Consider the following 25370-nt stretch of genomic DNA (forward strand, 5'->3'; position numbering starts at 1 on the left):
CACACTCCTATTTTCTTAATTCCAACACGTCTTTTTGATATTCCTGGACTTCTTCCAGCCAATCCAAACCAACTGGAACTTGATTTTTGTAACAGAAATAATTCCATACATCGGCATACGGGAAATCTTTCAATTCTTCCGTATAAGCCATTCTTGAAGTAAAGTCAAAAGCCAGCTCCATTTCTTTCAATCGCTCAACTGGTTCCAGCATAGCTTTCAGCAGTGCTTTTTGTGTATTTCTCGTACCGATGACCCAAGCAGCGATACGGTTGATCGTTGCATCAAAGAAATCCAGACCGATATTTGTTTTTTCCAACAATTCGTTACGGACTAATTCTTTAGCGATTTCCTGCAATTCATCATCCATCAAAACCACATGGTCTGAATCCCAACGCACTGGACGGGAAACATGCAGCATGATTCCTTTGCTGAATAAAGCTAATGAAGATAATTTATTGGAAATCACTTCTGTTGGATGAAAATGTCCAGCATCTAGACAAACAAGTTTGTCACGAGTCAACCCGTAACCCATATAAAATTCATGGGAACCGACTGTATAAGCTTCAGCGCCTAAACCAAATAGTTTGCTTTCTACTGCATCTTGTACATACCGTTCATCTAACTCTTCTGTAAAAATTTCATCGAGTGATTCCATTAAACGTTTCCGTGGGGTAAAACGATCAATCGGATTATCTTTCATCCCATCAGGTACCCAAAAGTTATTGATACTTGTTTGTCCAGTTTCTTTCCCAAAGTACTCCGCGATTTTGCGGCTTCTTTTCCCGTGTTCGATCCAGTATTCACGAATTTCTTTATCTGGATGAGCCAATGTAAAGCCGTCTTTCATCATTGGATGCGAAAAGAAAGTCGGATTGAAATCAAGACCGATTTCTTCTTTTTTTGCCCACTCTACCCATTTTTCAAAATGTTTCGGCTCAATTTCATTTAGATTGACAGATTCTTCTGTATCCAAATAGATAGCATGAAGGTTCAATTTGTGTTTGCCCGGTATCAACGAATAAGCCTTCTCCAGATCTTGTCTAAGCTCTTCAGGTGTTCGTGCGGCTCCTGGAAAATTCCCTGTCGCCATGATTCCACCGGTCAATTCGCCATCCGGTGTCAAGAAACCTTTGACATCATCTCCTTGCCAGCAATGCATAGAAATTTTGATGTCCTGTATCTTTTCTAGTACAGCATCTGTATCTACACCGATAGTTGCATATTTTTCTTTTGCTTGTTCGTAATTTCTTTCAATCGTGTTCATACGATTACTCCTTTGATTTTATTCACGTACCATTCCATCGTGTTTTGCTTATTTTCATCTGGGTAAAAAGTTTCACATGGAAACGACTGTTTGATTACATTTCTTGCTTGTTCTATATTCGAAAACTGACCTGTACTGAGCATTTGCATGGCAACATTCCCGATTGCTGTGGCTTCACTAGGACCTGCTTCTACAATGATTCCGGCATAATCTGCTGTCAATTGATTCAGTAGACGATTATTCGATCCGCCCCCTACGATGTGCAGCTTTTCCAATTTCGTTCCAGTTAAGTGTTCTACTTTGATCAGCTCTTGTGCGTAACAAAGAGCAAGATTATCATACACACAACGAGCGATAGCTCCCGATGAGACAGGGACTGGCTGCTCTGTTTCAAAACAGTATTGCTGAATCTCTTCTATCATATTTGGGGGATTCAAAAATCGAGGGTCATTGATTTCCATCACTTGCTGCAGCGGTTTTTCTTTTGCAGCAAGCTCTGCCAATTCCGCATAACTGTACTCGTACTCTTGCATTCGGGCAACTTCCTGGATCAACCACATCCCCATGATGTTTTTCAAAAAACGCACCGTGTTATGGGCACCCCATTCATTCGTATAATTTTCAGAAAAAGCATTGCGAGAAACATTGGCGATCTTTGTTTCAATCCCTAAAAGCGACCATGTCCCACTGCTGATATAACCCCAACGTTCTCCTTGACCTGGCGTTCCTAATACAGCTGACGCCGTATCATGACTTGCTACTGTGATAAAGGTCACATCTGGCAAATCATATTTTGAAAATTGTTCTTTTTGCAGATCTCCTAGTATCGTTCCCGGCTCTGTCAATGGTGGAAATAATTCCTTCGAGACACCGATTTTTTCAAGAAGTTCTATTTCCCATTCTTTTGTCCCTGCATTCAGCAGCTGCATAGTAGATGCATTAGTTTTCTCCGTCACCATGTTACCAGTAAAGACATACCCTAAATAATCAGGTATCAGTAACAATTTATGTGCTTTTGCCAAATTTTCTTTTTCTTCAGCAAACAATTGGAACAAGGTATTGAAAGGCTGGATCTGAATCCCTGTCTGCTCATACAACTTATCTAGAGAATAGATTTCAGAAAACTGTTCTACTGCTCCATTGGTACGCTTGTCCCGATAAGCAATCGGATCATTTATCCGATCCCCTTGTTCGTCAATCAGACAGTAATCGACTGCCCATGTATCGATCCCCGCAAAAAGACGATCAATCCCTGTCTGCTTTAATTTTTCAAATCCAATCAAAATCTCTTTGATAAGATAATCGATCTTCCAGCGATCGTGACCGTCTTTGTTCCGAAAGCCGTTTTTGAACCGGTGCACTTCTTCCAAGATCAAAGAACCTTTTGCATCCCTCGTACTTTTCATTAGTCGTCCGCTTGATGCACCGATATCGATGGCAACAAATGTTGGATTCATTTCTCCACCTCTTTTACTTTATTGTTGATTAGCACTTTATTAATAAAGCGTTATCATTTATTAACAATGCTATCATAATACAGAATCTTATATTTTGCTTCACACTATTTTGGTATATAATTGCATTATCTTGACAAGTTGGGAGTGTTTACATGGATTACTGGGAAAAAGCCAACCACTCATGGTCGGAAGACTCAAAAAGAGTGATCTTGACGCCTACACAAAGAAGCAGGAATTTATTTTTTTATATCCAAGAAATCGGTTACTTCAAAGCACCAATCCCTTACTATACTGAACGAGCACATTTACCTTCTTACTTGATAAAGTTTACTTTGTCTGGCGAAGGTTCGCTTACATATAATGATAATCAGCAACAGCTAAAAGCTGGAGACTTATTTTTTATTGACTGCCAAGAATATCAGCGTTATCAAACGATCAGCGAAGAACCATGGGAAATGGATTGGATCCATTTGAATGGTCAGAACGTCCAATCATTTTATCAGGAGTTCACAAAAGACGGCCATAACACCTTCCATTCAACAGGGGATCCATCAGAAAACAAGATCCACCATTTGATCACAGAATTGATCCACATGCAACAAGGCACGAATGCCCGTACCGATTTCCAGTCCTCTGTAGCTATCCACGAGTTGCTGAATGAACTGATTTTGCAAAAGTATCAGCTAGATTTCGAAGAAGAGGATATTCCCGCCTACGTTTACAAACTGAAGCAATACTTAGACGAACATTTCAAAGAAACGATTACACTTGATCAATTAGAACAACAATTCTTATTGAATAAATATCAGCTGAGCAAAGATTTTTCCAAATTTATCGGTTCTCCACCAATCGATTATTTGATCAGCAAAAAACTTTCTTACGCTAAAGACCTTCTTCGGTATACAGAATTTACGGTTCGAATGATTTCCGAAGAAATAGGGATTGAGAATTTTGCTTACTTTAGCCGCCTGTTCAAAGCAAAAACAGGACTATCGCCGAGAGACTTCCGTAAATTCAGCTGATTCATATAATATGTACGTCATTTTTTCAAAATATTTTGAAATATATAGATAAAAATAAAATAACCGCAGTTTCTGCTTCTATATAAACAACAGCAGCTACTGCGGTTATTTTTTAGTGATCATTCTCATTGTTCATCTTCAAAATGTTCATAATGAACCAACTGTTTCTGTGTATCACGTTTCAAAAATTCTTTAGGCGTTATGCCGAACTCTCTCTTGAATGCTTTCAGAAAATGCGGATAAGACGAAAAACCACTTTTACTATATACAGCACTAGAGCTGCGGTACTCTCGCAACAAGTGCTTGGCATAGATCAGCTTTTTCTTCATTACATACTGATGAAACGTAAATCCAGTGTACTTTTTAAATTCTCGTGTGATATGGTATTTGCTGACAAAAAACTGCTTTTCCATTTCCTCTAAAGAAAGCGGATGAGATAAATTTTTTGAGATATATTGTAACATTTGTTCCACACGCTCATTAGGAACTACAGCATTCTGTTCTTGCGCACTCTCTTCTTTTTGTACAACTTGATTGAGAAAAATCAAGTATTCTACCAGAGCTTGTTCATATTTTATGTCTTCACCGTAAATTTTTTTATCAGGAGGATGGTCGATAAATGATAATTTTTGCTTCAATACTTCCTGTTCTATTTGCAATACACGACTCCTCTTTTCTCCCATTGGTTGAAAACAAGCCGATAGATTAGACCATGGCGTGGAACGACTTTCTAGAAAAGAAGGGGTGACAAAGATATAGACACGCTCGAATACATCTGAAGATTGGCGGACGATACGATGCAAATCATTGGAATGGATGAGCAGCACACTTCCTGCTTTGATCGTAAATTGTCGTCCGTTCAAATAAAAAGTCGCTTCTCCCTTTAATGTAGCATGGATCTCATAGAAATCATGATGATGATAGATCGTTTTATTTTGGCTGACGACATCTTTGACATGATAGATTTCATACTGATCAGAAACCATCGTATTGACTTGTTCACCGCTGATTTTCTTTTGGAGCATGTGCCGCACCTCCTTTTGTTCACTTATGCACAATTTTATTATACCACGTTTTTTGTAATCAAAAAGAGCTGCTTTTATATACTCTTATAAAAAAGAAGAGACGTGGCATCTTCTAGCCCCGCCCCCTCCATTCTAAATATTAGTTAATCAATGTATTCTTTACATTATTCAAGAAGACTTCTTCCATAACGAATCCCATCATCTTTTGTTTCTTCAAGAACCACATACAGATACGGACGGTTCTTCTTGATGATTTCTTTGATTTTTGTGTACTCGATCATACCGTCTCCCAAATTTACCGGCACGATTTTTTCCTGTTCGACACGAAAATCTTTCAAATGAACCGCACATATTTTTTCACCAAAACGCTCAAAAGCTTCTTCTACCAATTGGACTTGTTCTTGATAATCAGTACTTGTGATCAAATTTGTCGGATCTAAAATGATTCCCAGATAGTCCGAATCCACTGCTTGGATCAGCTGCTCTACTCTTGCTAAAGAATACACCGGATGATTCAAACCTGGTTCTATCCCCACCATCATTTGGTATTTTTCTCCAGCTTTTACCAAGCGACGGATAACGGACACTGCTTCAGCAAATGCTTCATCTGTGAAATTTTCTTCCGTATATTGGATTTCCGGCAAGACACATCCAGTTTCCGAAGCAACCATCGACGCACCAAAGGAAGAAGCATAGCGAAGATACTGCTCGAACTTTGTCAGCAACTCTTCTCGTATCGTTAAATCTGGATGAATCATATTGATATAGCAACTTAAAATTCCTACAGTCACTTCTTGCTTTTCTAAAACTCGTTTGACATAATTTCCCATCCCAGAATTGATTTCATTTGCGCCAGAAGGTATTGCAGGAAACGAAAGACCTAAGGCGAGCTGCAGTGTATGGATCCCTTGTTCTTTTGTTTTTTCTGCAAGATCTTCTATCGTTTGGACTTGGGAAAGATCATGTCCTCTAATTGTAATGTTTAACATAATTATTCTCCTAACTCAGCATATTGGGTAGCCACATGACGATTTGCGGGAAATAGGTAATCAAAAACAAGACAACTAGGATAATCCCATAAAACGGAAGAAGTGGTTTCAGCATTGCCTCTGCTTTTACGCCTCCTACACTTGCACCGACATATAGTCCTGTACCTACTGGCGGCGTGATGGAGCCTACACACAGATTCATGATTGAAAACAACCCGTAATGTACAGGATCAACCCCTACACTTGTGACGATTGGTAAAAATATTGGTGTAAAAATCAAGATAGCAGGCGCCACATCCATAAACATACCCACCAGTAATAACACAAGATTGACTAATAACAGAATAATAAATTTATTATCCGTTACGCCCATAATCAACGAACTAATTGCCTGAGGAATACCGGTAAACGCCATGGCGAAAGACATCATGGAAGAAGTAGCTAATAAGAACATGATCGTCCCTGACATTGCTACTGATTGAAACAACATATTAGGTATATCTTTTAGTTTTACCGTTTTATAGTAAAACATAGCAATCAATAGGGAGTAAATGACAGCTATCGCTGAAGCTTCTACTGCTGTAAATATCCCCGTCAAGATACCACCGATAATGATGACAATCAATAGAAGGCTAGGAATCGCCTCTTTTATTATTTTTCCAGCATGAGCCATCTGTCCTTTTTCGACAACAGGGTATTTATTCTTTTTAGCAACAATGAATGCTACTAGCATGATTCCTAGCGCCCACAAAGCGCCTACGAGATAACCTCCCATAAACAAAGCAGAGATCGAAGCACCACCAGCAACAAGTGAATACATGATAAAAGCAGTACTTGGAGGAATGACCATACCTGTCGGAGCTGACGCAATATTGACCGCTGTCGCAAACTTCCGGTCATATCCTTCTTCCACTTGCTGAGGGATCAACACTCCACCAATCGCGGTAGAAGCGGCAATGGCCGAGCTAGAGATGGAACCAAATAAAGCATTCCCTAACACATTCGTATGAGCTAAAGCCCCCGGTACGCGTCCGACGAACAACATCGCAAAATCCACTAGTTTCTTAGCTATCCCTCCATTATTCATGATAATGCCCGAGAGAACGAAAAACGGAATAGCGATCAGCGAAAAACTATTGATACTTCCCACCATTTTTTGAGCTGAACTAAAAGCAGAAACATCAAACGGTATAACTAACAATAAAGTCATCATCGATGAGAATGCAATACTTATAGCAATCGGCATCCCTAATACAAGCAACACAACAAACACAAAAAATAACACTAATCCGGCTTCTATTGCCATTTTATTCCTCCAATTTTATATTTTTTCTTGAATTGCTGGCTTGTTGCTTAATGTATCGATTAGATTGATCAGGCTATAGATAATGATGAGTACCCCCGATACAGGTACTGACAGATAAACATATCCCATAGGAATACTTAAAGAAGGCGAGATCTGCCCCATTGTCAATGTGACAGCATTCCATCCGCCATACACCATGATCATCGCAGCAAATACCAGAAATAAACTTTGAACAACAACTTCTAAAATTTTACTTTTTTTGCCAGTTAATTTTTCACTTAAAACCGTTACGGCTAAATGTGCTTTTTGTCCCACAACATACGCGGAAGACAACATGGCAAACCAGACAAGACCGAATCGAACAAGTTCTTCCGTGACCGTATTTGGATTTCCTAAAACCGTTCTGGAAAATACTTGCCATAAAACAACAGCGACCATCCCAACAAGCAAAACAGCTCCCAGGATCTCTAATACCTTGTTTAAAATCATTTTCATCACAGCTACGCTCCTTGCTCTTGGATCTTTTGATAAAGGTCTTTGTAGGTAGGATCGTTTTTGAATATATCATGAAGTGGGGCAACTGCCTCTCGAAACGGTGTATTATCTACATCATTGAATTGGACTCCATGTTCTTCTTGTGCTAAAGCTTTTTCTTCTTCAATTGCTTTTGCAAAAGCTTCAATTTCAAAAACCGTTGATTCTTTCGCTGCTTCTTCAATGGCTTTTTCCTGCTCATCAGTTAGCTGTTCTTTGATGGCATCATTCATGATGATGATATCTGGCACACGTGTATGCTCATCATAAGAATAGTATTTAGCTACCCCGCCATGTCCAGCTGTATACAAGACAAATTCATTATTTTCTGATCCGTTGATCAAATTGGATTGAAGAGACGTGTACACTTCATCACTTCCCATAGGTACGGGCGAACCGCCTAAAAGCTCTACCATTTTGATAGCGGTTTCGCTTTGCATCACACGGATCTTCTTTCCCTTCAAATCTTCCGGCGTATGGATCGGACCGTCTACCATATAAAAGCTGCGCTGACCAGAATCATAATAGGTCAATCCGGTAAATCCTAAATTTTTGGTCGATTGGTAGATTGGCTCCATTATTTCTTCATTATCCATCACCTTAAAGAAATGTTCTTCATCATTGAATAGATAAGGAACTGAAAAAATCGAATAATCTTTAGAGAAACTTTCCAACGCTGAGGCACTTACTTTTGTGAAATCTACTGCTCCTGACTGTGTCAATTCGATCAGTTCACGTTCTCCACCCAGTTGTCCATCTGGGAAATACTGGATCTGTACGGAACCATCTGTTTTTTCTTTTACTAAACGCCCAAATTCATTCATTGCATCAATTACTGGCTGGCTGTTGCTTGCATAAGCAAAGCGCAAGGTAACTATCTCATTTACGTCTGCATCTGCGACAGTTGCCACACTAGAATTATTTCCGCAGCCGCTTAGACCTAGCAGACCTAGGCTAAGCGAACTTGCTGCAAACAGCAGTGATGTTTTTTCATATGGGTTTCCTTTCTTTTAACAATAAGAGACGAGCAATTCTGTCAAACAAAGCACCGTTAACGACTGTCCATAAGGCATTGCTGTGATTCCGATATTCCGATAAAAATCTAAACTGTCCCCCATTCCTGTCCCGATTGAAACGTTTTGAACTTCTCCTTTTTCATCGATTTGTTCAAGCAATCCTTGGATAGCACGATAAGCGACTTCTTTATATTCTTGTGGTAAATAACGTTTATGGACCGCTTTCAAAATACCGTAAGCAAATCCTGCAGTTGCAGAAGATTCTACGTAAGAAGAAGGATCATCCAACAACGTATGCCATAAACCGCTTTCAGACTGATAAGTTTTTAATGCACGCACTTGTGCTTCAAGTGTTTCGATCAATAATTTGCGCAATGCATCTTCTTTCGATAATTCTAAGATTTCAATGATCTCTGGAATAGCAATCGTCAACCAGCAGTTTCCACGAGCCCAAAATGCTTCGGCATAGTTATGATTTCCTTCAAACGTCCAGCCGTGATACCACAATCCTGTTCGTTTATCCATCAAGTATTTGATATGGATCATAAACTGGTAACGAGCTTCTTCTAAATATTCTGGGCGATTCAACAGTTTCCCGATTTTTGCCAAAGGAAGCACTGTCATCATCAATGTATCGTCCCACAACTGATTCTTATTTTCCGGTCCATATGTGGCATGCTGTAACCCGTCTTCATTTGTCCGAGGCATGTCATTCATGACCCATTCTGCCCATTGTTCTAAATAAGGCAAATAGCGTGAATCTTTCGTGTCTTCATACAAGTAAGCCATAGTCAATAGCGGTGCCATTGTATTGACGTTTTTGGGCGGAGCGCCTTCTTCCATACGATCCTCAAACCATTCATTGACCACTTGATAAGCGCGAGGATTTTTTGTCATCTGGTAATTTTTATAAATACCATATAGACCGACACCTTGTGGCCAATTCCACACTGTCCAGCTCTTGTCATCTACTTTCAGTCCATCAAAGTCCAACAAAAATTCACCATTATCGTCTTTGATCGTTGTCAGGTTTTCAACGAGCAGGTCAATTTTTTCTTTCACTAATTCTTTAGGTACAAAAATCTCTTCTTTAATAATCATCTTTACGCCACCTTTTTAAACGCTTTCATTTTATATCCTTAATATAGCAGTAATACCGTCCACTATAAATATCGCTTTTTGAACAAAAACTGTCTAAAATTGACCTAAATGTTAAATAACAAAAGTAACTTTCAGTTACTTGAAAATTAAAAAAAGAACTTGGAGAAACAACGTTTTCCAAGTTCTTTTTCATCTATTTTCTTATCTTTTTTCTACGCTTTCTTTTGCTTATCCGTTGTAAGCATCAATGATGATCTGTTTCAATTCAGAGATCAATGGTTCTTTCGGATTAGCTGTCGTACATTGGTCTTCGTAAGCTAATTCAGCCATACGGTCTACGGTTGTATCTAGTGTTTCTTGTGTGACTCCTTGAGCTTTTAGACTCATGTTGATGCCGACAGATTTTCCTAATTCATAAACAGCCGTTGCTAAAGCTTCGACTAATTCCTCTGTTGTTTCGCCTTTCAGACCTAAGAATTTTGCAATATCTGCGTAATCTGTATCTGCACGGAAATAGTCATATTTAGGGAACATCGCATGTTTTTGTGGATCTTTTGCATTATAGCGGATAATATGCGGTAAAAGAATCGCATTTGTCCGTCCATGAGGGATCCCGTATTCCCCGCCGATTTTATGTGCGACTGAGTGACAAATACCTAGGAATGCGTTAGCAAACGCCATACCAGCCATTGTAGAAGCGTTGTGCATTTTTTCACGTGATTCCATATCAGGTGTTTTTACTGATTTTTCTAAATAGTCAAAGACTAACTTGATTGCTTGTAGGCTCAATCCACGTGTATAATCTGAAGCCATGACTGAAACATAGGATTCGATTGCATGTGTTAACACATCCATCCCGGTATCTGCTGTGACAGATGCGGGAACTGACATGACGAATTGAGGATCGACGATTGCGACATCTGGCGTCAATGCATAATCTGCTAACGGATATTTCACATGTGTTTCACTGTCAGTGATGACCGCAAATGGCGTTACTTCAGAACCAGTCCCTGATGTTGTCGGGATACATACGAATTGTGTTTTTTCTGGTTTGTCGATCTTATATGTCCGTTTACGGATATCCAAGAATTTTTGTTTTGCACCAAAGAAAGATGTGTCTGGGTGTTCATAGAACATCCACATTCCCTTAGCTGCGTCCATTGCAGAACCGCCTCCAAGAGCGATTACTGTATCTGGCTTGAAGTCTGCCATCAGTTTCGTTCCTGCGTATACGGTATTTGTCGATGGGTTCGGTTCAACATCTGAGAAGACTTCGATCTTCACATCATTTTTACGTCGTGCCAATACTTCACGAACTGTATCGCAGTAACCGAATTGGACCATACCAGGGTCACAAACGATCATGACACGTTCAACGTTTTCCATTTTCTCTAAGTACAATAGAGAGTTCTTTTCAAAGAAGATTTTTGGCGGTAATTTGAACCATTGCATGTTATTTCTCCGTTTCGCTACAGTTTTGACATTGATTAAGTTTACAGCAGAGACGTTACGAGAAACAGAGTTCTTACCATAAGAACCGCATCCCAAAGTCAATGACGGAATCATTTCGTTATAGATATCACCGATGCCGCCTTCTGCAGATGGTGTATTCACTAAAATACGACAAGCTTTCATTCGAAGACCGAATTTGACATGCAACTCTTCGTTTTCTGAATGGATAACTGCTGTATGTCCTAATCCTCCAAGATTCAACATACCTTCACACAAATCAAACGCATGGTCCGTGTTGTTAGCTTTGATCATGGCAAGAACTGGAGAAAGTTTTTCTCTTGATAGCGGATAATCTGGGCCTACTCCTTCCAATTCAGCAATCAGCATTTTCGTTCCTTTTGGTACACTGATTCCTGCCAATTTTGCGATTTCCATCGCAGAATGTCCAACGATTGATGGATTGACCGCATATTTTCCTTCGTTCATCACTGCATCTTCCAATTTTTGCAATTCATCTGGTTTTACGATATAAACTTGGTGTGCTTGGAATTCTGCTTTTACTGCTGCATAGATTTCTTTATCCACGATCACAGCTTGTTCAGAAGCACAAATCATTCCATTATCAAATGTTTTCGAAACGATCAAATCGTTCACTGCACGTTTAATTTTTGCTGTTTTTTCAATATAAGCTGGTACGTTACCTGGACCTACACCTAAAGCTGGTTTTCCTGTAGAGTAAGCAGACTTGACCATTCCAGCTCCACCTGTCGCTAAGACGATCGCGATACCTGGATGGTTCATTAGCATAGAAGTCGCTTCGATCGAAGGATGTTCGATCCATTGGATACAATTTTCAGGAGCTCCGGCAGCGATAGCAGCATCACGTACTACTCGTGCTGCTTCTGCAGAAGATTTTTGGGCACTTGGATGGAAAGCAAAAACGATCGGATTTCTTGTTTTCAACGCGATCATTGATTTGAAAATCGTTGTGGAAGTCGGATTCGTTGTTGGAGTTACTCCGCAAACCACACCGACTGGTTCAGCAATTTCAATCAATCCTTTTTGGACATCTTCATTGATCACACCAACTGTTTTATCATGTTTGATATTATGCCAAATATATTCGGACGCATACATATTTTTGATTGCTTTATCTTCGTAAACACCGCGGCCTGTTTCTTCCACAGCCATCTTCGCTAATGGCATATGTTGATCTAAAGCTGCCATTGCCATTTCATGCACGATATGGTCCACTTTTTCTTGATCAAAGCTTTCCATTTCTTTCAATGCTGCATTTGCTTTTTCTGCCAAATCATCAATCATTGCTTGTACGTCAATTGTCTTCGTTTTTTCTTTTTCCATTACTTTAGCCATCATTATCCTCCTAATGGGTCATGGTTATTTGTTAAATCATTCACATGTATATCATACAATATTTGTTTTTCTATGTAAACACTTTTTTGTGATTTTTTTCACAGTTATTTTTAAATATAAAATTGCTTTATTTACAGGTGTTTGTATAGAAAAATATATAAAGTTATTTATTATTATTTATATGACACACCCGATTATTCAATATTGAGCAATATATCCTATACTCTTATCTCTTTCTTTTTTGAATAAAAAATGAGGTAGGACATCTTTCTGCCCTACCTCGTCTTTAAATAAGCTTTGATACTTATTTTTCTTTCTTCTCTTCTGTCTCTTCCAGCGTTTCTGTTGTTTCAGTTTTTACTTCAACTGTCTCAGCTGGTTCTTCTGTTGTTTCAACAGTAGTCGTTGCATCATTTGTTACGACAGTTCCTGGTTTGACCGTTTTGATTGCTGCACGATCGTACTCAAGGAAGATCCCTTCGCAGTCTAAAACAACTGTCCGTTTGTCATTGTCGATTTCTGAAACAACTCCATGTAATCCGCCGATAGTTACGACTGAATCACCTGGTTTCATGCTATCTAACAAGTTTTGACGTTCTTGCTGTTGTTTTTTTTGCGAACGTGACATAAAAAACCACATTGCTAATAGCGCGATAAACATCACAAGCATTGGTAATGTTCCCATTTTTTTCACCTCACTAATTCTGTATCTACAAAAAACACTTTAGCAGAAAAATGCTGCTAACACTAGTTTTTTACTTAATTTTTAAAAGATTTTCCTTTAGAAGCTTTTTGCGTTTTCTTTATTGAACCCGTATTCTTCAAAAAAGGCTTCTCTAAATTCAAGCAAATTATCATCCATGATTGCTTGACGTACTTGTTTCATTAGATTCAACAAGAAGTATAAATTGTGGTAAGAAGTCAAACGAATCCCAAATGTTTCATCACATTTGATCAAATGGCGGATATAGGCACGTGTATAGTTTTTACATGTATAACAATCACATTTCTCATCAATTGGACGGAAATCATGGGCATATTTCGCATTTTTCACTACTAGACGGCCTTGAGAAGTCATACATGTGCCATTTCGAGCGATTCGAGTAGGCAAGACACAGTCAAACATGTCTACTCCACGGATAACACCATCGATCAATGAATCAGCAGCACCGACACCCATCAAGTAACGTGGTTTGTTTTCGGGGATCAACGGTGTAGTGAATTCTAATACACGATTCATTTCTGATTTAGGTTCCCCGACAGATAACCCGCCGATTGAGTAACCAGGGAAATCCATCCCGACTAGATCTTTCGCGCTTTGACGACGAAGATCTTCAAATCCTGCTCCTTGGATGATTCCAAATAATCCTTGACGGTCTGGGTTAGCATGAGCTTTCAATCCTCGTTCTGCCCATCGAGACGTACGTTCTACTGATTTTTTCACGTAGTCGTAACTTTCATCGAATGGTGGACATTCGTCAAAACTCATCATGATATCAGAGCCCAATTTATTTTGGATGTTGATTGCTTTTTCTGGTGATAAAAACATACGCGAACCGTTCAAGTGATTTTTGAAATGCACGCCTTCTTCTTCGATATTCCGCATATCACTTAATGAAAAAACTTGAAAGCCGCCTGAATCTGTTAAAATCGGTTGATCCCAGTTCATAAATTTATGCAGTCCGCCAGCTTCTTCTACTAAGTCTTCACCAGGGCGTAGCCATAAATGATATGTATTACTTAAAATAACGCCAGCACCCATTTCTTTCAACTCTTCTGGGGACATTGTTTTTACTGTAGCTAATGTTCCTACTGGCATGAACATTGGTGTGGGGAAAGTTCCGTGTGGCGTGATCAATTCCCCTAAACGCGCGCCAGTATGTTTTTCTTTCTTGATTAAACGATAGCGAATGGCAGGTTGCGTCATTCATTTCCCTACTTTCTATATAAAATATCTTGACAACTCCCACCATCATAATCGTTTCAAGTGCTTTTTGCAAGTTCCCTCGGCTTCCTTCTACTTTATTTAATATTCTTTTTTTTATCCTTTTTTTATGAATAACAAAAAAAAAGAAAAACATTATGACAGAAATATTTTTTGATACATGGTATATTGGTGTTATTAAAGAAAAGGAGGGAAAAATCATGCAATCTTCTGCAGAATTAAAACGCCAAGCAAAAGAGAGTCTAAAAGGACGTTGGGGACAAGCTGTTTTACTAAATCTAATCCCTACATTGATTGGTATTGCTGCTATTCTTCTTATTATGATTCCTATTATCTTATTTGCCACCACCATATATGATGGATCAGCGAGCGTCTCAGATGCGACAACTTCAGGAGGCGGTAGTTCAGGAGGCAGTGGCGGAATTATTTCCAGCATCATTAGCGCTTTGTTCATGAGCGGTATTTCTTGGACTTATCTTGATATTTTACGTGGACAAAAAGATCAGATCGAACCATTCAAAGATGCATTTCGTGGATTCAAAGGTTTGTTTATCGGCGGAGTGATCGGCTTAGCTGTGCTGATCTCGATCTTTACAACATTATGGGGTTTGCTATTAGTTATTCCTGGAATCATTAAAAGCTATTCTTATTCTCAAAGCTATTTTATCTACTACGATATCGTCCAAGAAACAGGACAAACACCTAAAGTACTGGATACGATCACTGCAAGTCGAAAATTGATGGATGGTTATAAAGGACAACTTTTCTGGTTAGATCTTTCATTTATCGGCTGGCATATCTTAGCATTAGCAACTGCTGGTATTGGTTATCTATGGCTCAGCCCATACATTTCCGCAACAAAAGCAGCATTTTATGAACAATTGCCAAAAGATATTTAAAAGAGAGTGTGACTTGTGACCGAGGGGTTGGTAGGAGAACACCGTTTATCGAGAGGCAGTAAAAGAAACATTCAGCCCATTAGCAAAAAGGAGGTGTGACAACATTCATGTCACACCTCCTTTTTGTATAGTTCCAGTAAAAAGAAAATCAACTTAGAAACAGTTAATCATTCCTCTTCTTCTGCTTCCGGTAATCGATGGAACTTGATCAGTTCATTGACCGCGATTGGTACGATAGATAAAATCCCTACCAAGAACCAGTGATTCAAACTGATGTGTACTAGGCCGAATAGTTCTTGCGTAAACGGCAGCAAAGCCACAGCCGTTGTAATAGCTAATGCCAGTAACGCCATTTCCAACAAAGCTTTATTGGTTGCTAAATTGACTTTGAAGATCGATTGGCTGCTGCGTACATTGAACACATGCAAAATCGATGAATAAGCTAAGATCAAGAATGCAACAGTTTGACCGACATGCTGACTTGCATCTACCCATGGGCTAATAGTATCGACATAACTACCTAAATAGTAACCAAACAGCGTTACGATGGTGAAGACTCCTGCGTTTATGGCGATTTTTTGCAACAAGCCTCGAGCAAAGATCCCTTCGTTTTTCGGAATAGGAGGCTGATCCATGATGCCGTGTTCTGCTGGTTCTCTTCCCAAAGCAAATCCTGGAAGTCCATCGGCAACTACATTGACAAACAGTAGTTGCACAGCTGTGAATGGCGCTCCCCAGCCTAACAGCATCGCAAACAAAACAATAAAGATCTCCGAAATATTACAGCTTAGCAAAAAGTTGATAGCTTTACGAATATTCTGATAAACCGAACGTCCTTGACTGACAGCGTCTACGATCGTCGCAAAGTTGTCATCCGTCAAAATCATATCTGCGGCACTTTGCGCCACATCTGTTCCTGTGATCCCCATGGCACACCCAACGTTACTTGCTTTCAACGCTGGTGCATCATTCACACCATCCCCAGTCATCGCTACGACTGCACCCGTACGTTGCCAAGATTTGACGATCCGGATCTTGTCTTCTGGCGTTACCCGAGCATAGACAGAGAGAGCTTTGACACGCGCATCTAATTCTTCGTCTGATAATTGATGCAGTTCTGATCCTGAGAGTGCTTCTGACGGATCCTTCAAGATACCTAATTCTTTCGCTATGGCACTGGCAGTTACCACATGATCTCCAGTGATCATGACTGTTTTGATGCCAGCCTTTTTCGCTCGCTTGATTGCTCCTTTACTTTCTGGACGTGGTGGATCGATCATTCCGATCAGACCAATCAAACGTAAGTCTTTTTCCAGTGCTTCAGAAGAAATATCTTGCGGTTCTTCGTCATAAGTAGCATAACCAACAGCAATCACTCTCAGTGCCCGTTTACCAAAGCGATCATTAACGATCGCCGCTTGTTCTACATCGCCTGAACTAAAGCGCGGAGCAAGAACATCGAATGCTCCTTTGGTGATTGAGATGTATTTTTCGCCCATTTGGTGAACTGTTGTCATCATTTTTCGTTCAGAATCAAAAGGAAGCTCGTTTACTCGTGGATATTTTTCTTCTAATTCTGCTTTTGTATGATAATTCTCTTCAACAGCCCTTACGATGGCTACTTCTGTTGGATTACCTTTGATAACAAGGTCGTCATCTTCTTGCTCGACCGTCACATCTGTACATAGTGCAGCCATTTTCAATATTTCCATCGCGCTGTTCGTCATTGAATCTTCGATATTCGTTACTTCATCTTCTTTGCTCCATACCCGGCGGACGCGCATTTCATTTTGTGTCAGCGTTCCTGTTTTGTCTGAGCAGATAACATTAGCGGTTCCTAGCGTTTCAACTGCTGGCAACTGTCGGATGATCGCATGTTTCCTCGCCATCTTCTGCACACCGTATGCAAGTGTCAACGTAACAATAACAGTCAAGGTTTCCGGTACAGCTGCAACAGCTAAGGAAATCGAAGTCATGAACATCTCAAGGAGTGGTTCTCCTTGCAGTTCACCAATCACAAATACTAAAGCCGCAGCCGCTAAAGCGATCATACTGATTCGTTTGCCTAACTGATTCAATCGGACCTGTAAAGGTGTTTTTTGCATAGTATTTTCGTTCAAAAGATCCGCAATCTTACCCATTTCTGTTGCCATACCAATGGCTGTGACGATAGCTTTCCCACGACCTGCAGCAACCGTACATCCTTTAAATACCATATTAAATTGGTCACCTAATGGCTCATCTTCTTCAGCAATAAATGCTGCATCTTTTTCAACTGCTTCACTTTCTCCAGTCAACGCCGATTCTTCTACACGTAATTGTGATGCTTCGATCAAACGGGCATCGGCAGAAATAGCATCACCGGACTCTAAAACAAGAATATCACCCACTACCAGTTGCTCTGACTCAACAGTGGTCACTTTGCCGTCTCGTATGACAGTTGCCGTTTGTTTATTCATATCTTGCAAGGATTCCAGTGCTTTTTCTGCGTTTCCTTCTTGGACAATCGCCAATACCGAGTTGATCACAACGATAGCGATGATCAGCAGTCCTTCAAATAAATCCCCATGTTCTGTAGCAAATGCGGTATAAAAGGAAATCACCGCTGCTACAAGAAGGATGATCGTTGTAAAATCGGACAAGCTTCGAAAGAATTTTTTGATCATCGATTCTTTCGGCGCCTCATCGAATTTATTCAATCCCTGCTTTTTTCGCCGTTCATCCACTTCTTGTGAAGACAACCCAGTATCTGGATCTGCTTCTGTTACCTTCTTTACTTCTTCTATTGTCTGCTTGTATTCTTCCATCCTATTTCCTCCTTTAAAATCTTCGTACAAAAAAAGGTACTTATTTTACTATAACATCCTTTTTTTATTTACTTCAAATAAAGGGCTTATCGATTATTTGTTAAGAAAGCGTAAAATCTAAAGTGCTTATATTTGCAAACGCTACCAAATAATGCTATTATATAGATGTAAGGAAGGAGGATACCATCAAATAGACAGAAGAATTTCTCGATAGAACAGTGTAAGCAAACAAAGTTGTTAGAAGTACAGGTTTCACCCAGACATGCGTGTAGAGTACAAACCTATAAATAGTGAATGCGTATGGATGTTTGGATCACGAAGTATCCGAAACAAGAAGTAATGCGATACGTAACAATTGAATAACGTAAACGTCTGAAAATTGAATAGGAACAAGAGATGTTTCAAATGTTGAAGATGTAACGAAAACAAAATTTTTGTTTAACATGAAGAAATTCAACACCGTGCTTTGCATGTATGATGGAAAGTTACAATCATTTCTGTTTATTTGAATCCTTCCGAGGTACAAGAAAGCCGAGCTTATCGAGAGCTCGGCTTTTTCTTTGTCATAAAATCTTTGTAAAGCTTTTTTGTTATTCAAAACTAGCGGTTTTTCATAACCTTATTTCACGAACATCGCATCTCCAAAACTAAAGAAACGATAGCGCTCTTCAATCGCATGCTGGTAAGCAGATAAAGTCAATTCTCTTCCTGCAAAGGCACTAACTAACATGACTAAAGTCGATTTTGGCAAATGGAAATTAGTTGAGAAAGCTTCTACCACTTTGAATTCATAGCCAGGCGTAATGAAAATATCAGTCCATCCGCTGTCTGCTTTGATTTCTCCATTAAATTTCGTTCCAATCGTTTCTAATGTTCGAATTGAAGTTGTTCCGACAGCCACGATTTTCCCGCCATTTTTACGTACTTGGTTCAATCGCTCAGCTGCTTCTTCCGTCAAACGGTAGAATTCACTATGCATATGGTGTTCTTCAATTTTATCTACGCTGACAGGTCGGAATGTACCTAACCCTACATGTAGTGTCAGATAGACTAATTCCACACCCTTTGCTTCGATCTCATCAAGTAATTCTTTCGTAAAATGCAATCCAGCTGTTGGCGCTGCAGCAGAACCATTTTCTTTCGCATAGACAGTTTGATAGCGATCTGGGTCTTCCAGACGTTCTTTGATATATGGAGGCAATGGCATTTCTCCCAATGATTCAAGAATCTCTAGAAAAATTCCTTCATACTCAAAGTCAATGATCCGTCCGCCGTGTTCCAATTCTTCTTTCACTACTGCTTGCAATCTGCCATCACCAAAAGAGATTCTTGTCCCAACTTTGGCACGTTTCGCAGGTTTGATCAATGTCTCCCACGTATCTCCTTGTGTATTCGTTAGAAGAAGGACTTCTAAATGCGCACCAGTATCTGGTTTTTCTCCATATAAACGAGCAGGCAGAACTCGTGTATTATTCATAACTAGCGCATCACCAGGCTGTAACTCTTCAATGATTTCATGGAAATGTTTATCTTCCATCTCTCCAGTTTTCCGATCCAAAACAAGTAAACGAGAATGATCGCGGTCTTTTAATGGTGTTTGTGCGATTAATTCTTCCGGCAAGTCAAAATCAAAATCTTCTGTTGTTAACATATCGTCACTCACTTTCTATCATGTGCTTCATCATTCTATCATGTTTTTCGTTCTGTTGGCAAAATCAGCACTTTTTCACTTCTATTTTTTGTTTTCCTAAATAAAAAAACTACCCTATTTGTATTTTTTCATTGTTTTAGGCATACTAGTAATAGATAGTTCTTCATTGAAAATAGAAAAAGAGGTGGCACCATGATTGAATTTCAAAATGTGTCAAAAATTTATAAAGGTGGAAAAGTCGCTGTAGAGGACGTCAATCTTTCATTTGAAAAGGGTGAGTTCATTTGTTTTATCGGTACGAGCGGAAGCGGAAAAACGACGACGATGCGGATGATCAACCGAATGACTGATCCAACACAAGGGAAAATTTTGATTGATGGAAAATCCATCCAAGAAATTGATCCAGTGGAATTGCGACGTCAGATCGGCTATGTTATCCAAAGTATTGGATTGATGCCTCACATGACGATCCGTGAAAATATCACTCTTGTCCAAAAATTGTTGAAAGTCAGTCAAGAAGAACGGAATAAAACAGCTGAAAAAATGATTGATCTTGTGGAATTGCCCCGTGAGATGTTAGATCGCTACCCACATGAATTATCTGGTGGGCAGCAGCAGCGTATTGGAGTCGTTCGTGCCCTTGCAGCGAATCAAGATATCATCTTGATGGACGAGCCATTCGGTGCGCTTGATCCCATCACTCGTGATTCTTTGCAAGACCTTGTCAAAGATTTACAAGAGCGCTTGGGAAAAACGATCGTATTTGTAACCCATGACATGGATGAAGCGATTAAGCTAGCAAGCCGTATCGCCATCATGAGTGAAGGCCGTGTGATCCAATTTGATACACCAGAAAATATTTTACGTCATCCTGCAAACGATTTCGTAGAAGAGTTGATTGGAGAAGATCGCCTACTACAAGCCAAGCCAAATGCGACAAGAGTCGGAGAAGTTATGCTAAATACAGCAATCACGATTACACCGGAAAAATCATTACAAGAAGCAATCAAACTGATGAGGGAAAAACGTGTAGATACGTTGTTAGTTACCGATAATTCGAATGTATTAAAAGGATTTATCGATGTAGAAACGTTGAATAAAAAGCGAGGAAAAGTATCCAGTGTCGGCGACATTTTGAATAAACATGTTTTTTACGTAAAAGAATCCGCCTATCTTCGTGATACCTTGCAACGCATTTTAAAACGCGGGCTGAAATACGTGCCGGTCGTTGATGAACAGAACAAAGTCGTAGGTATCCTGACTCGTGCATCATTAGTGGATATCGTCTACGATGTGATTTGGGGAGAAGATCCCGCAACTACTGATGTTGCAGAGTCAGCTACTCCTGAAGAATCTAAGGAGGTCTGACCTATGCAGCAGTTTTTTCATCAGCACGGTTCAGAAATTCTCTCAAAAGGTTTTGAACATCTTTATATTTCGGGACTTGCTTTGATCATTGGTATCATCATTGCTGTACCGCTTGGTGTCTTACTGACACGTTTTCCAAAAGCTGCCACGATTGTGATTGGCTTAACCAGTGCCTTGCAGACAATCCCTTCTCTTGCTTTATTGGCATTGATGATCCCGCTATTTGGCGTAGGTAAATTACCTGCGATTATCGCACTCTTTATTTATTCATTATTGCCGATTTTACGTAATACGTACATTGGGATGAAAAATGTCGATTGGAATTATCGGGATGTGGCAAAAGGCATGGGGATGACTGAGTTCCAATCCATTTTTTCCGTTGAATTGCCCATTGCTATGCCAACGATCATGGCTGGTATCCGTTTAGCTGCCGTTTACGTGATTGCATGGGCTACACTTGCCTCTTATATCGGCGCTGGTGGTTTAGGTGATTTGATTTTTAGTGGACTGAATAATTACCAACCAGATCTCATTTTGGCAGGTACGATCCCTGTAACAATTTTAGCACTATTGGCTGATTGGCTTCTAGGTCTCTTGGAACACCGGCTGACACCGATCGCACTTAGAGAGGAGAATGAAGAATGAAACGTATATTAAAAATGACCATGATACTTTCCTCCCTTCTTATACTTGCGAGTTGTTCTTTCCCTGGTCTTGCCAGCAATACAGATGAAGACACCATTTCGATCACAGGTGGAATCACTTCAGAAGCACAGATCTTAGCAAGCCTAGTTGCCGGAATGGTTGAACATTATACAGATAAAAATACCGCAATCATCAACAATCTGGCTACCACAACTATCAACCATCAAGCGATGATGAACGGAGATGCTTCAATTTCAGCGGCTCGCTACACAGGAACAGATTTAACGACTACATTGAACCTTCCTCCTGAAAAAGATCCGAAAAAAGCGTTTGCTACCGTGAAAGATGAATTTGAGAAAAGATACGATCAAACGTGGTTCCCGTCCTATGGTTTTGAAAATACGTATGTCTTTCTTGTTCGAAAAGACACCGCACAAAAATACCATCTATCTAAAGTCAGCGATCTGAAAAATGTAGCGGATGAATTAGTAGCTGGTGTAGATACTTCTTGGATCAATCGTAAAGGAGACGGTTATGACGGCTTCCAAGAAACTTATGGCTTCTCCTTCAATTCGATATTACCTATGCAGATTGGACTTGTTTATGACGCAGTCGAAGCAGGAAAAATGGATATTGTTCTTGGCTACTCTACGGATGGACGGATCGCCAGTTATGATCTAGTCATGTTGGAAGATGATCGTCAATTCTTCCCACCATATGATGCTGCTCCAGTTGTAGACAACAAGATATTAGCTGATACGCCTCATTTAAAAGAAGCCTTAAATAAGTTAGGTCATACCATCAGTACGGAAAAAATGCAGGAATTGAACTACGAAGCAGATAATAATCTAGTGGAACCATCAGTAGTAGCACAACGTTTCTTACAAGAAAACCACTATTTTGAAGGGAAGTGAAGCAATTGGATAAAATGAATGTCTTTCAACAATTTTTCTATTATTTCCAGGAAAATGGCTCCTATATCTTTGCACAATTTATCCGTCACTTCCTGATTTCTATCTATGGTGTCCTCTTTGCAGCAGTTGTCGGGATTCCGGTTGGGATCATGATTTCTAGGAGACGTAAATTAGCAAACTGGGTGATTCGTTTGGCGAATATCATCCAGACGATCCCTTCTCTAGCCATGATCTCCATTTTAATCATTGGATTAGGCCTGGGAGTCAATGTCGTGATTGTTACTGTATTTTTGTATTCCCTCTTACCGATCATCAAGAATACGTATACCGGGATGATCCAAGTAGACAAAAACATCCTTGATGTCGGCAAAGGCATGGGGATGACTGCTAGACAACGACTATTCATGGTAGAGTTACCACTCTCTGTTTCTGTTATCATGGCAGGCATAAGAAACGCGTTAGTTGTTGCCATCGGGATAACCGCGATCGGTGCATTCGTCGGTGCTGGTGGTCTTGGAGATATCATTATCCGAGGAACCAATGCAACAGATGGCACATCGATTATTTTAGCAGGTGCATTGCCAACTGCATTAATGGCGATTATCACGGACTGGCTTTTAGGTATTTTGGAAAGACGGCTAGATCCTGCTTCAAAAAAATCGCAGACAGAATGAATCAAGACAAAAAAAGGTCGTGGCGCTGAGCGCTACGACCTTTTTTATTTAAATGATATTCAATAAACTACTTTGTGTCCCAGATTCTTGATGGACTTATTTCTTCAAATGGTAGCTATAGGTGCTGACAACGATATTTTCACGCCAAGACAATCGCAATCTTAACCGCAAACTTGTTTGGTTATGGAGAATATTCTGCCAGCGTCTGTTTGGTACAAATTGAGGAATCAACACAGTAGTTGTATAGTTTTGTTTCGCTGCATTTTTACTTACAATATCTACATAACGGATAATTGGATTTTCAATCGAGCGATAAGAAGAGTGGACGATTGAAAAACGGACATCTGGGAAATGCTTTTTAAATTCTGCTTCGATTTCTTTTTCTTTTTCGACATCTTCGTCTAGCGAAACATGCATCGCAACGACATAATCACCGATCGAACGTGCGTAATTCAACGCACCGATATTTACCCGTGTCACATTCCCGACTAATACAAGAACGGTATTCCCGTCATAATCATGTAGTTTTGCATCATTTTCTAAACGAAGCTGTTCTGCTACTTTTTTATAATGATCATGGATCTTATAAAAAATGAACATAACGATTGGCATAATGATGAAAAAAGGCCAAATGTCCCCTAACCGATAGACAAACAAAATCGCAATGATTGCATATGAGATGAACGCACCTGTAATATTGGCAATCGATTTGCTTAACCATCTTTTTCCTTCTTTTTTCCATTTGACGACCATCCCTGTTTGAGATAAAGCAAATGGAATGAACACGCCGATAGAGTATAACGGAATCAAGCGTTCTGTTGAGCCATGGAAAATAAACAGCAATACGATCGAACCTAGCGCTAGTGTGATAATCCCATTGGAATAGCCTAGTCGATCCCCACGATCTTGATACATGTGAGGCATGAATTTATCTTTTGCCAGATTGTATGCAAGAACTGGAAAAGCAGAAAAACCGGTGTTAGCAGCAACTGCTAAAATCAGCGCTGTAGCAAATTGAAGGACGTAATACAAAATACCATGTCCAAAGACAGCTTTACCAATTTGAGACAAAACAGTGACTTCTTTTTCAGGAACGATCCCATACCAATAGTTGATAAATGTGATCCCCACGAAGAAGAAACCTAAGATCAATGCCATCATCGTCAATGTAGCAGCGGCATTTTTTGCTCTTGGCTTCTTAAAGAATGGTACAGCATTACTAATCGCCTCCACCCCAGTTAAAGAGGAAGAACCAGAAGAAAATGCTCGTAAAATCAAAGCGATAGAAACACCCGGCACAGCCGCTCCTGGAAGTGCAGTAGCTTGCAATGGCACAGCACCTGTCACGATATTATATAAACCAACAACGATCAGTAACGAGATCACAAGGATAAATGTGTACACCGGAAATAATAGGAACGATGCAGATTCCCTCAGACCACGAAGATTCAGCATCATCAGTAGCAAAACGATTGTCACAGAAATAGCGACTTGATGACCGTAGAGTGCTGGCACCGCTGATGTGATCGCTTCAGCACCTGCTGAGACAGATACTGCTACTGTCAACATGTAGTCGATCAATAAAGAGCCACCGGAAATCAAGCCAGCATTCTTTCCAAGATTCTCACTGCTGACGACATATGCTCCCCCGCCATGAGGATAAGCATGGATGATTTGACGATATGATAGCGTTAATGAAATCAATAAAATAATAACAAAAGCGGCAATGGGTAGCGAATACCAGATGGCTGCAGCAGACAAAGCGACTAAAACGACAACGATTTGTTCCGTACCATATGCAATAGATGATAACGCATCAGACGACAATAATGCCAAAGCAGCAAATCGGGTTAATTTGTGCTCATCATTTTCAGCAGATTTTAAAGGCTTACCTACTAACAACCTTTTTAAGTAATCCAATTTCTAA

At 39.8% G+C, this 25370-nt stretch carries 20 protein-coding genes; 6 read left to right on the plus strand and 14 right to left on the minus strand.

What is annotated here, in order from left to right; genetic code table 11:
* Positions 1–7 precede the first annotated feature (7 nt).
* Together rhaA and rhaB are read right to left on the minus strand one after the other, a co-directional pair.
* Complete coding sequence (gene rhaA, locus OS139_RS08020) at positions 8–1264, minus strand: L-rhamnose isomerase (RefSeq protein WP_002307415.1); 1257 nt, start codon at positions 1262–1264, stop codon at positions 8–10.
* On the minus strand, positions 1261–2721 hold the full coding sequence (rhaB, locus tag OS139_RS08025; RefSeq protein WP_002288250.1) for a rhamnulokinase: 1461 nt from the start codon (positions 2719–2721) through the stop codon (positions 1261–1263). The genes rhaA and rhaB overlap by 4 nt, the downstream gene beginning before the upstream one ends.
* A 152-nt stretch (positions 2722–2873) precedes the next feature.
* On the opposite strand from rhaB, the gene OS139_RS08030 reads away from it, so the two are divergent.
* Positions 2874–3743, plus strand: a complete 870-nt coding sequence (locus tag OS139_RS08030) for an AraC family transcriptional regulator (protein ID WP_002298317.1) — start codon at positions 2874–2876, stop codon at positions 3741–3743.
* Positions 3744–3868: 125 nt separating this feature from the next.
* On the opposite strand, the gene OS139_RS08035 is transcribed toward OS139_RS08030, so the two are convergent.
* From OS139_RS08035 to tgt, 9 genes are all read right to left on the minus strand, one after another.
* Complete coding sequence (locus tag OS139_RS08035; RefSeq protein WP_002288252.1) at positions 3869–4768, minus strand: AraC family transcriptional regulator; 900 nt, start codon at positions 4766–4768, stop codon at positions 3869–3871.
* A gap of 164 nt (positions 4769–4932) precedes the next feature.
* Positions 4933–5757: a sugar phosphate isomerase/epimerase family protein gene (locus OS139_RS08040; protein ID WP_002307412.1), complete on the minus strand. Its 825-nt coding sequence runs from the start codon at positions 5755–5757 to the stop codon at positions 4933–4935.
* A 10-nt stretch (positions 5758–5767) separates the two neighbouring features.
* A complete protein-coding gene (locus tag OS139_RS08045) occupies positions 5768–7063 on the minus strand; it encodes a TRAP transporter large permease (RefSeq protein WP_002307410.1) in 1296 nt (431 codons plus the stop codon).
* 15 nt (positions 7064–7078) lie between these two features.
* Entirely contained in the window at positions 7079–7558 is a 480-nt protein-coding gene (locus OS139_RS08050; RefSeq protein ID WP_002288258.1) for a TRAP transporter small permease, read from the minus strand.
* A gap of 5 nt (positions 7559–7563) precedes the next feature.
* Entirely contained in the window at positions 7564–8574 is a 1011-nt protein-coding gene (locus OS139_RS08055) for a TRAP transporter substrate-binding protein (RefSeq protein WP_002304080.1), read from the minus strand.
* Positions 8575–8607: 33 nt separating this feature from the next.
* Positions 8608–9714 (minus strand): beta-galactosidase BglB, encoded by a 1107-nt coding sequence (bglB, locus tag OS139_RS08060; protein WP_002288261.1) that lies wholly within the window; start codon positions 9712–9714, stop codon positions 8608–8610.
* A 228-nt stretch (positions 9715–9942) separates the two neighbouring features.
* Positions 9943–12540, minus strand: coding sequence for a bifunctional acetaldehyde-CoA/alcohol dehydrogenase (adhE, locus tag OS139_RS08065; RefSeq protein ID WP_002294180.1), 2598 nt, complete (start codon positions 12538–12540; stop codon positions 9943–9945).
* A gap of 304 nt (positions 12541–12844) precedes the next feature.
* The gene (gene yajC, locus OS139_RS08070; RefSeq protein ID WP_002300794.1) at positions 12845–13225 is read right to left on the minus strand and encodes a preprotein translocase subunit YajC; all 381 of its coding nucleotides are present in this window, start codon (positions 13223–13225) and stop codon (positions 12845–12847) included.
* A gap of 96 nt (positions 13226–13321) precedes the next feature.
* Entirely contained in the window at positions 13322–14467 is a 1146-nt protein-coding gene (gene tgt / locus OS139_RS08075) for a tRNA guanosine(34) transglycosylase Tgt (RefSeq protein WP_002294183.1), read from the minus strand.
* 218 nt (positions 14468–14685) lie between these two features.
* On the opposite strand from tgt, the gene OS139_RS08080 reads away from it, so the two are divergent.
* Positions 14686–15384: a DUF975 family protein gene (locus tag OS139_RS08080; protein WP_002331994.1), complete on the plus strand. Its 699-nt coding sequence runs from the start codon at positions 14686–14688 to the stop codon at positions 15382–15384.
* 167 nt (positions 15385–15551) lie between these two features.
* On the opposite strand, the gene OS139_RS08085 is transcribed toward OS139_RS08080, so the two are convergent.
* Complete coding sequence (locus OS139_RS08085; RefSeq protein ID WP_002307404.1) at positions 15552–18191, minus strand: cation-translocating P-type ATPase; 2640 nt, start codon at positions 18189–18191, stop codon at positions 15552–15554.
* 619 nt (positions 18192–18810) lie between these two features.
* Positions 18811–19842, minus strand: coding sequence for a tRNA preQ1(34) S-adenosylmethionine ribosyltransferase-isomerase QueA (gene queA, locus OS139_RS08090; RefSeq protein ID WP_002296565.1), 1032 nt, complete (start codon positions 19840–19842; stop codon positions 18811–18813).
* A 192-nt stretch (positions 19843–20034) separates the two neighbouring features.
* Here queA and OS139_RS08095 point away from each other — a divergent pair, with 192 nt between their 5' ends.
* Genes OS139_RS08095 through OS139_RS08110 form a run of 4 tightly spaced genes read left to right on the plus strand, consistent with a single transcriptional unit; the run spans position 20035 to position 23443 of the window.
* Entirely contained in the window at positions 20035–21210 is a 1176-nt protein-coding gene (locus tag OS139_RS08095; RefSeq protein ID WP_002294192.1) for a betaine/proline/choline family ABC transporter ATP-binding protein, read from the plus strand.
* A gap of 3 nt (positions 21211–21213) precedes the next feature.
* A complete protein-coding gene (locus tag OS139_RS08100) occupies positions 21214–21855 on the plus strand; it encodes an ABC transporter permease (RefSeq protein WP_002293405.1) in 642 nt (213 codons plus the stop codon).
* On the plus strand, positions 21852–22769 hold the full coding sequence (locus OS139_RS08105; RefSeq protein ID WP_002294193.1) for an osmoprotectant ABC transporter substrate-binding protein: 918 nt from the start codon (positions 21852–21854) through the stop codon (positions 22767–22769). Before OS139_RS08100 ends, OS139_RS08105 begins: the two co-directional genes overlap by 4 nt.
* Complete coding sequence (locus OS139_RS08110; RefSeq protein ID WP_002329722.1) at positions 22766–23443, plus strand: ABC transporter permease; 678 nt, start codon at positions 22766–22768, stop codon at positions 23441–23443. The genes OS139_RS08105 and OS139_RS08110 overlap by 4 nt, the downstream gene beginning before the upstream one ends.
* A 96-nt stretch (positions 23444–23539) precedes the next feature.
* On the opposite strand, the gene OS139_RS08115 is transcribed toward OS139_RS08110, so the two are convergent.
* A complete protein-coding gene (locus OS139_RS08115; protein ID WP_002294202.1) occupies positions 23540–25363 on the minus strand; it encodes an APC family permease in 1824 nt (607 codons plus the stop codon).
* Positions 25364–25370 lie beyond the last annotated feature (7 nt).

The organism is Enterococcus sp. E4-223 (genome assembly GCF_035727065.1).
GTDB lineage: Bacteria > Bacillota > Bacilli > Lactobacillales > Enterococcaceae > Enterococcus_B > Enterococcus_B faecium.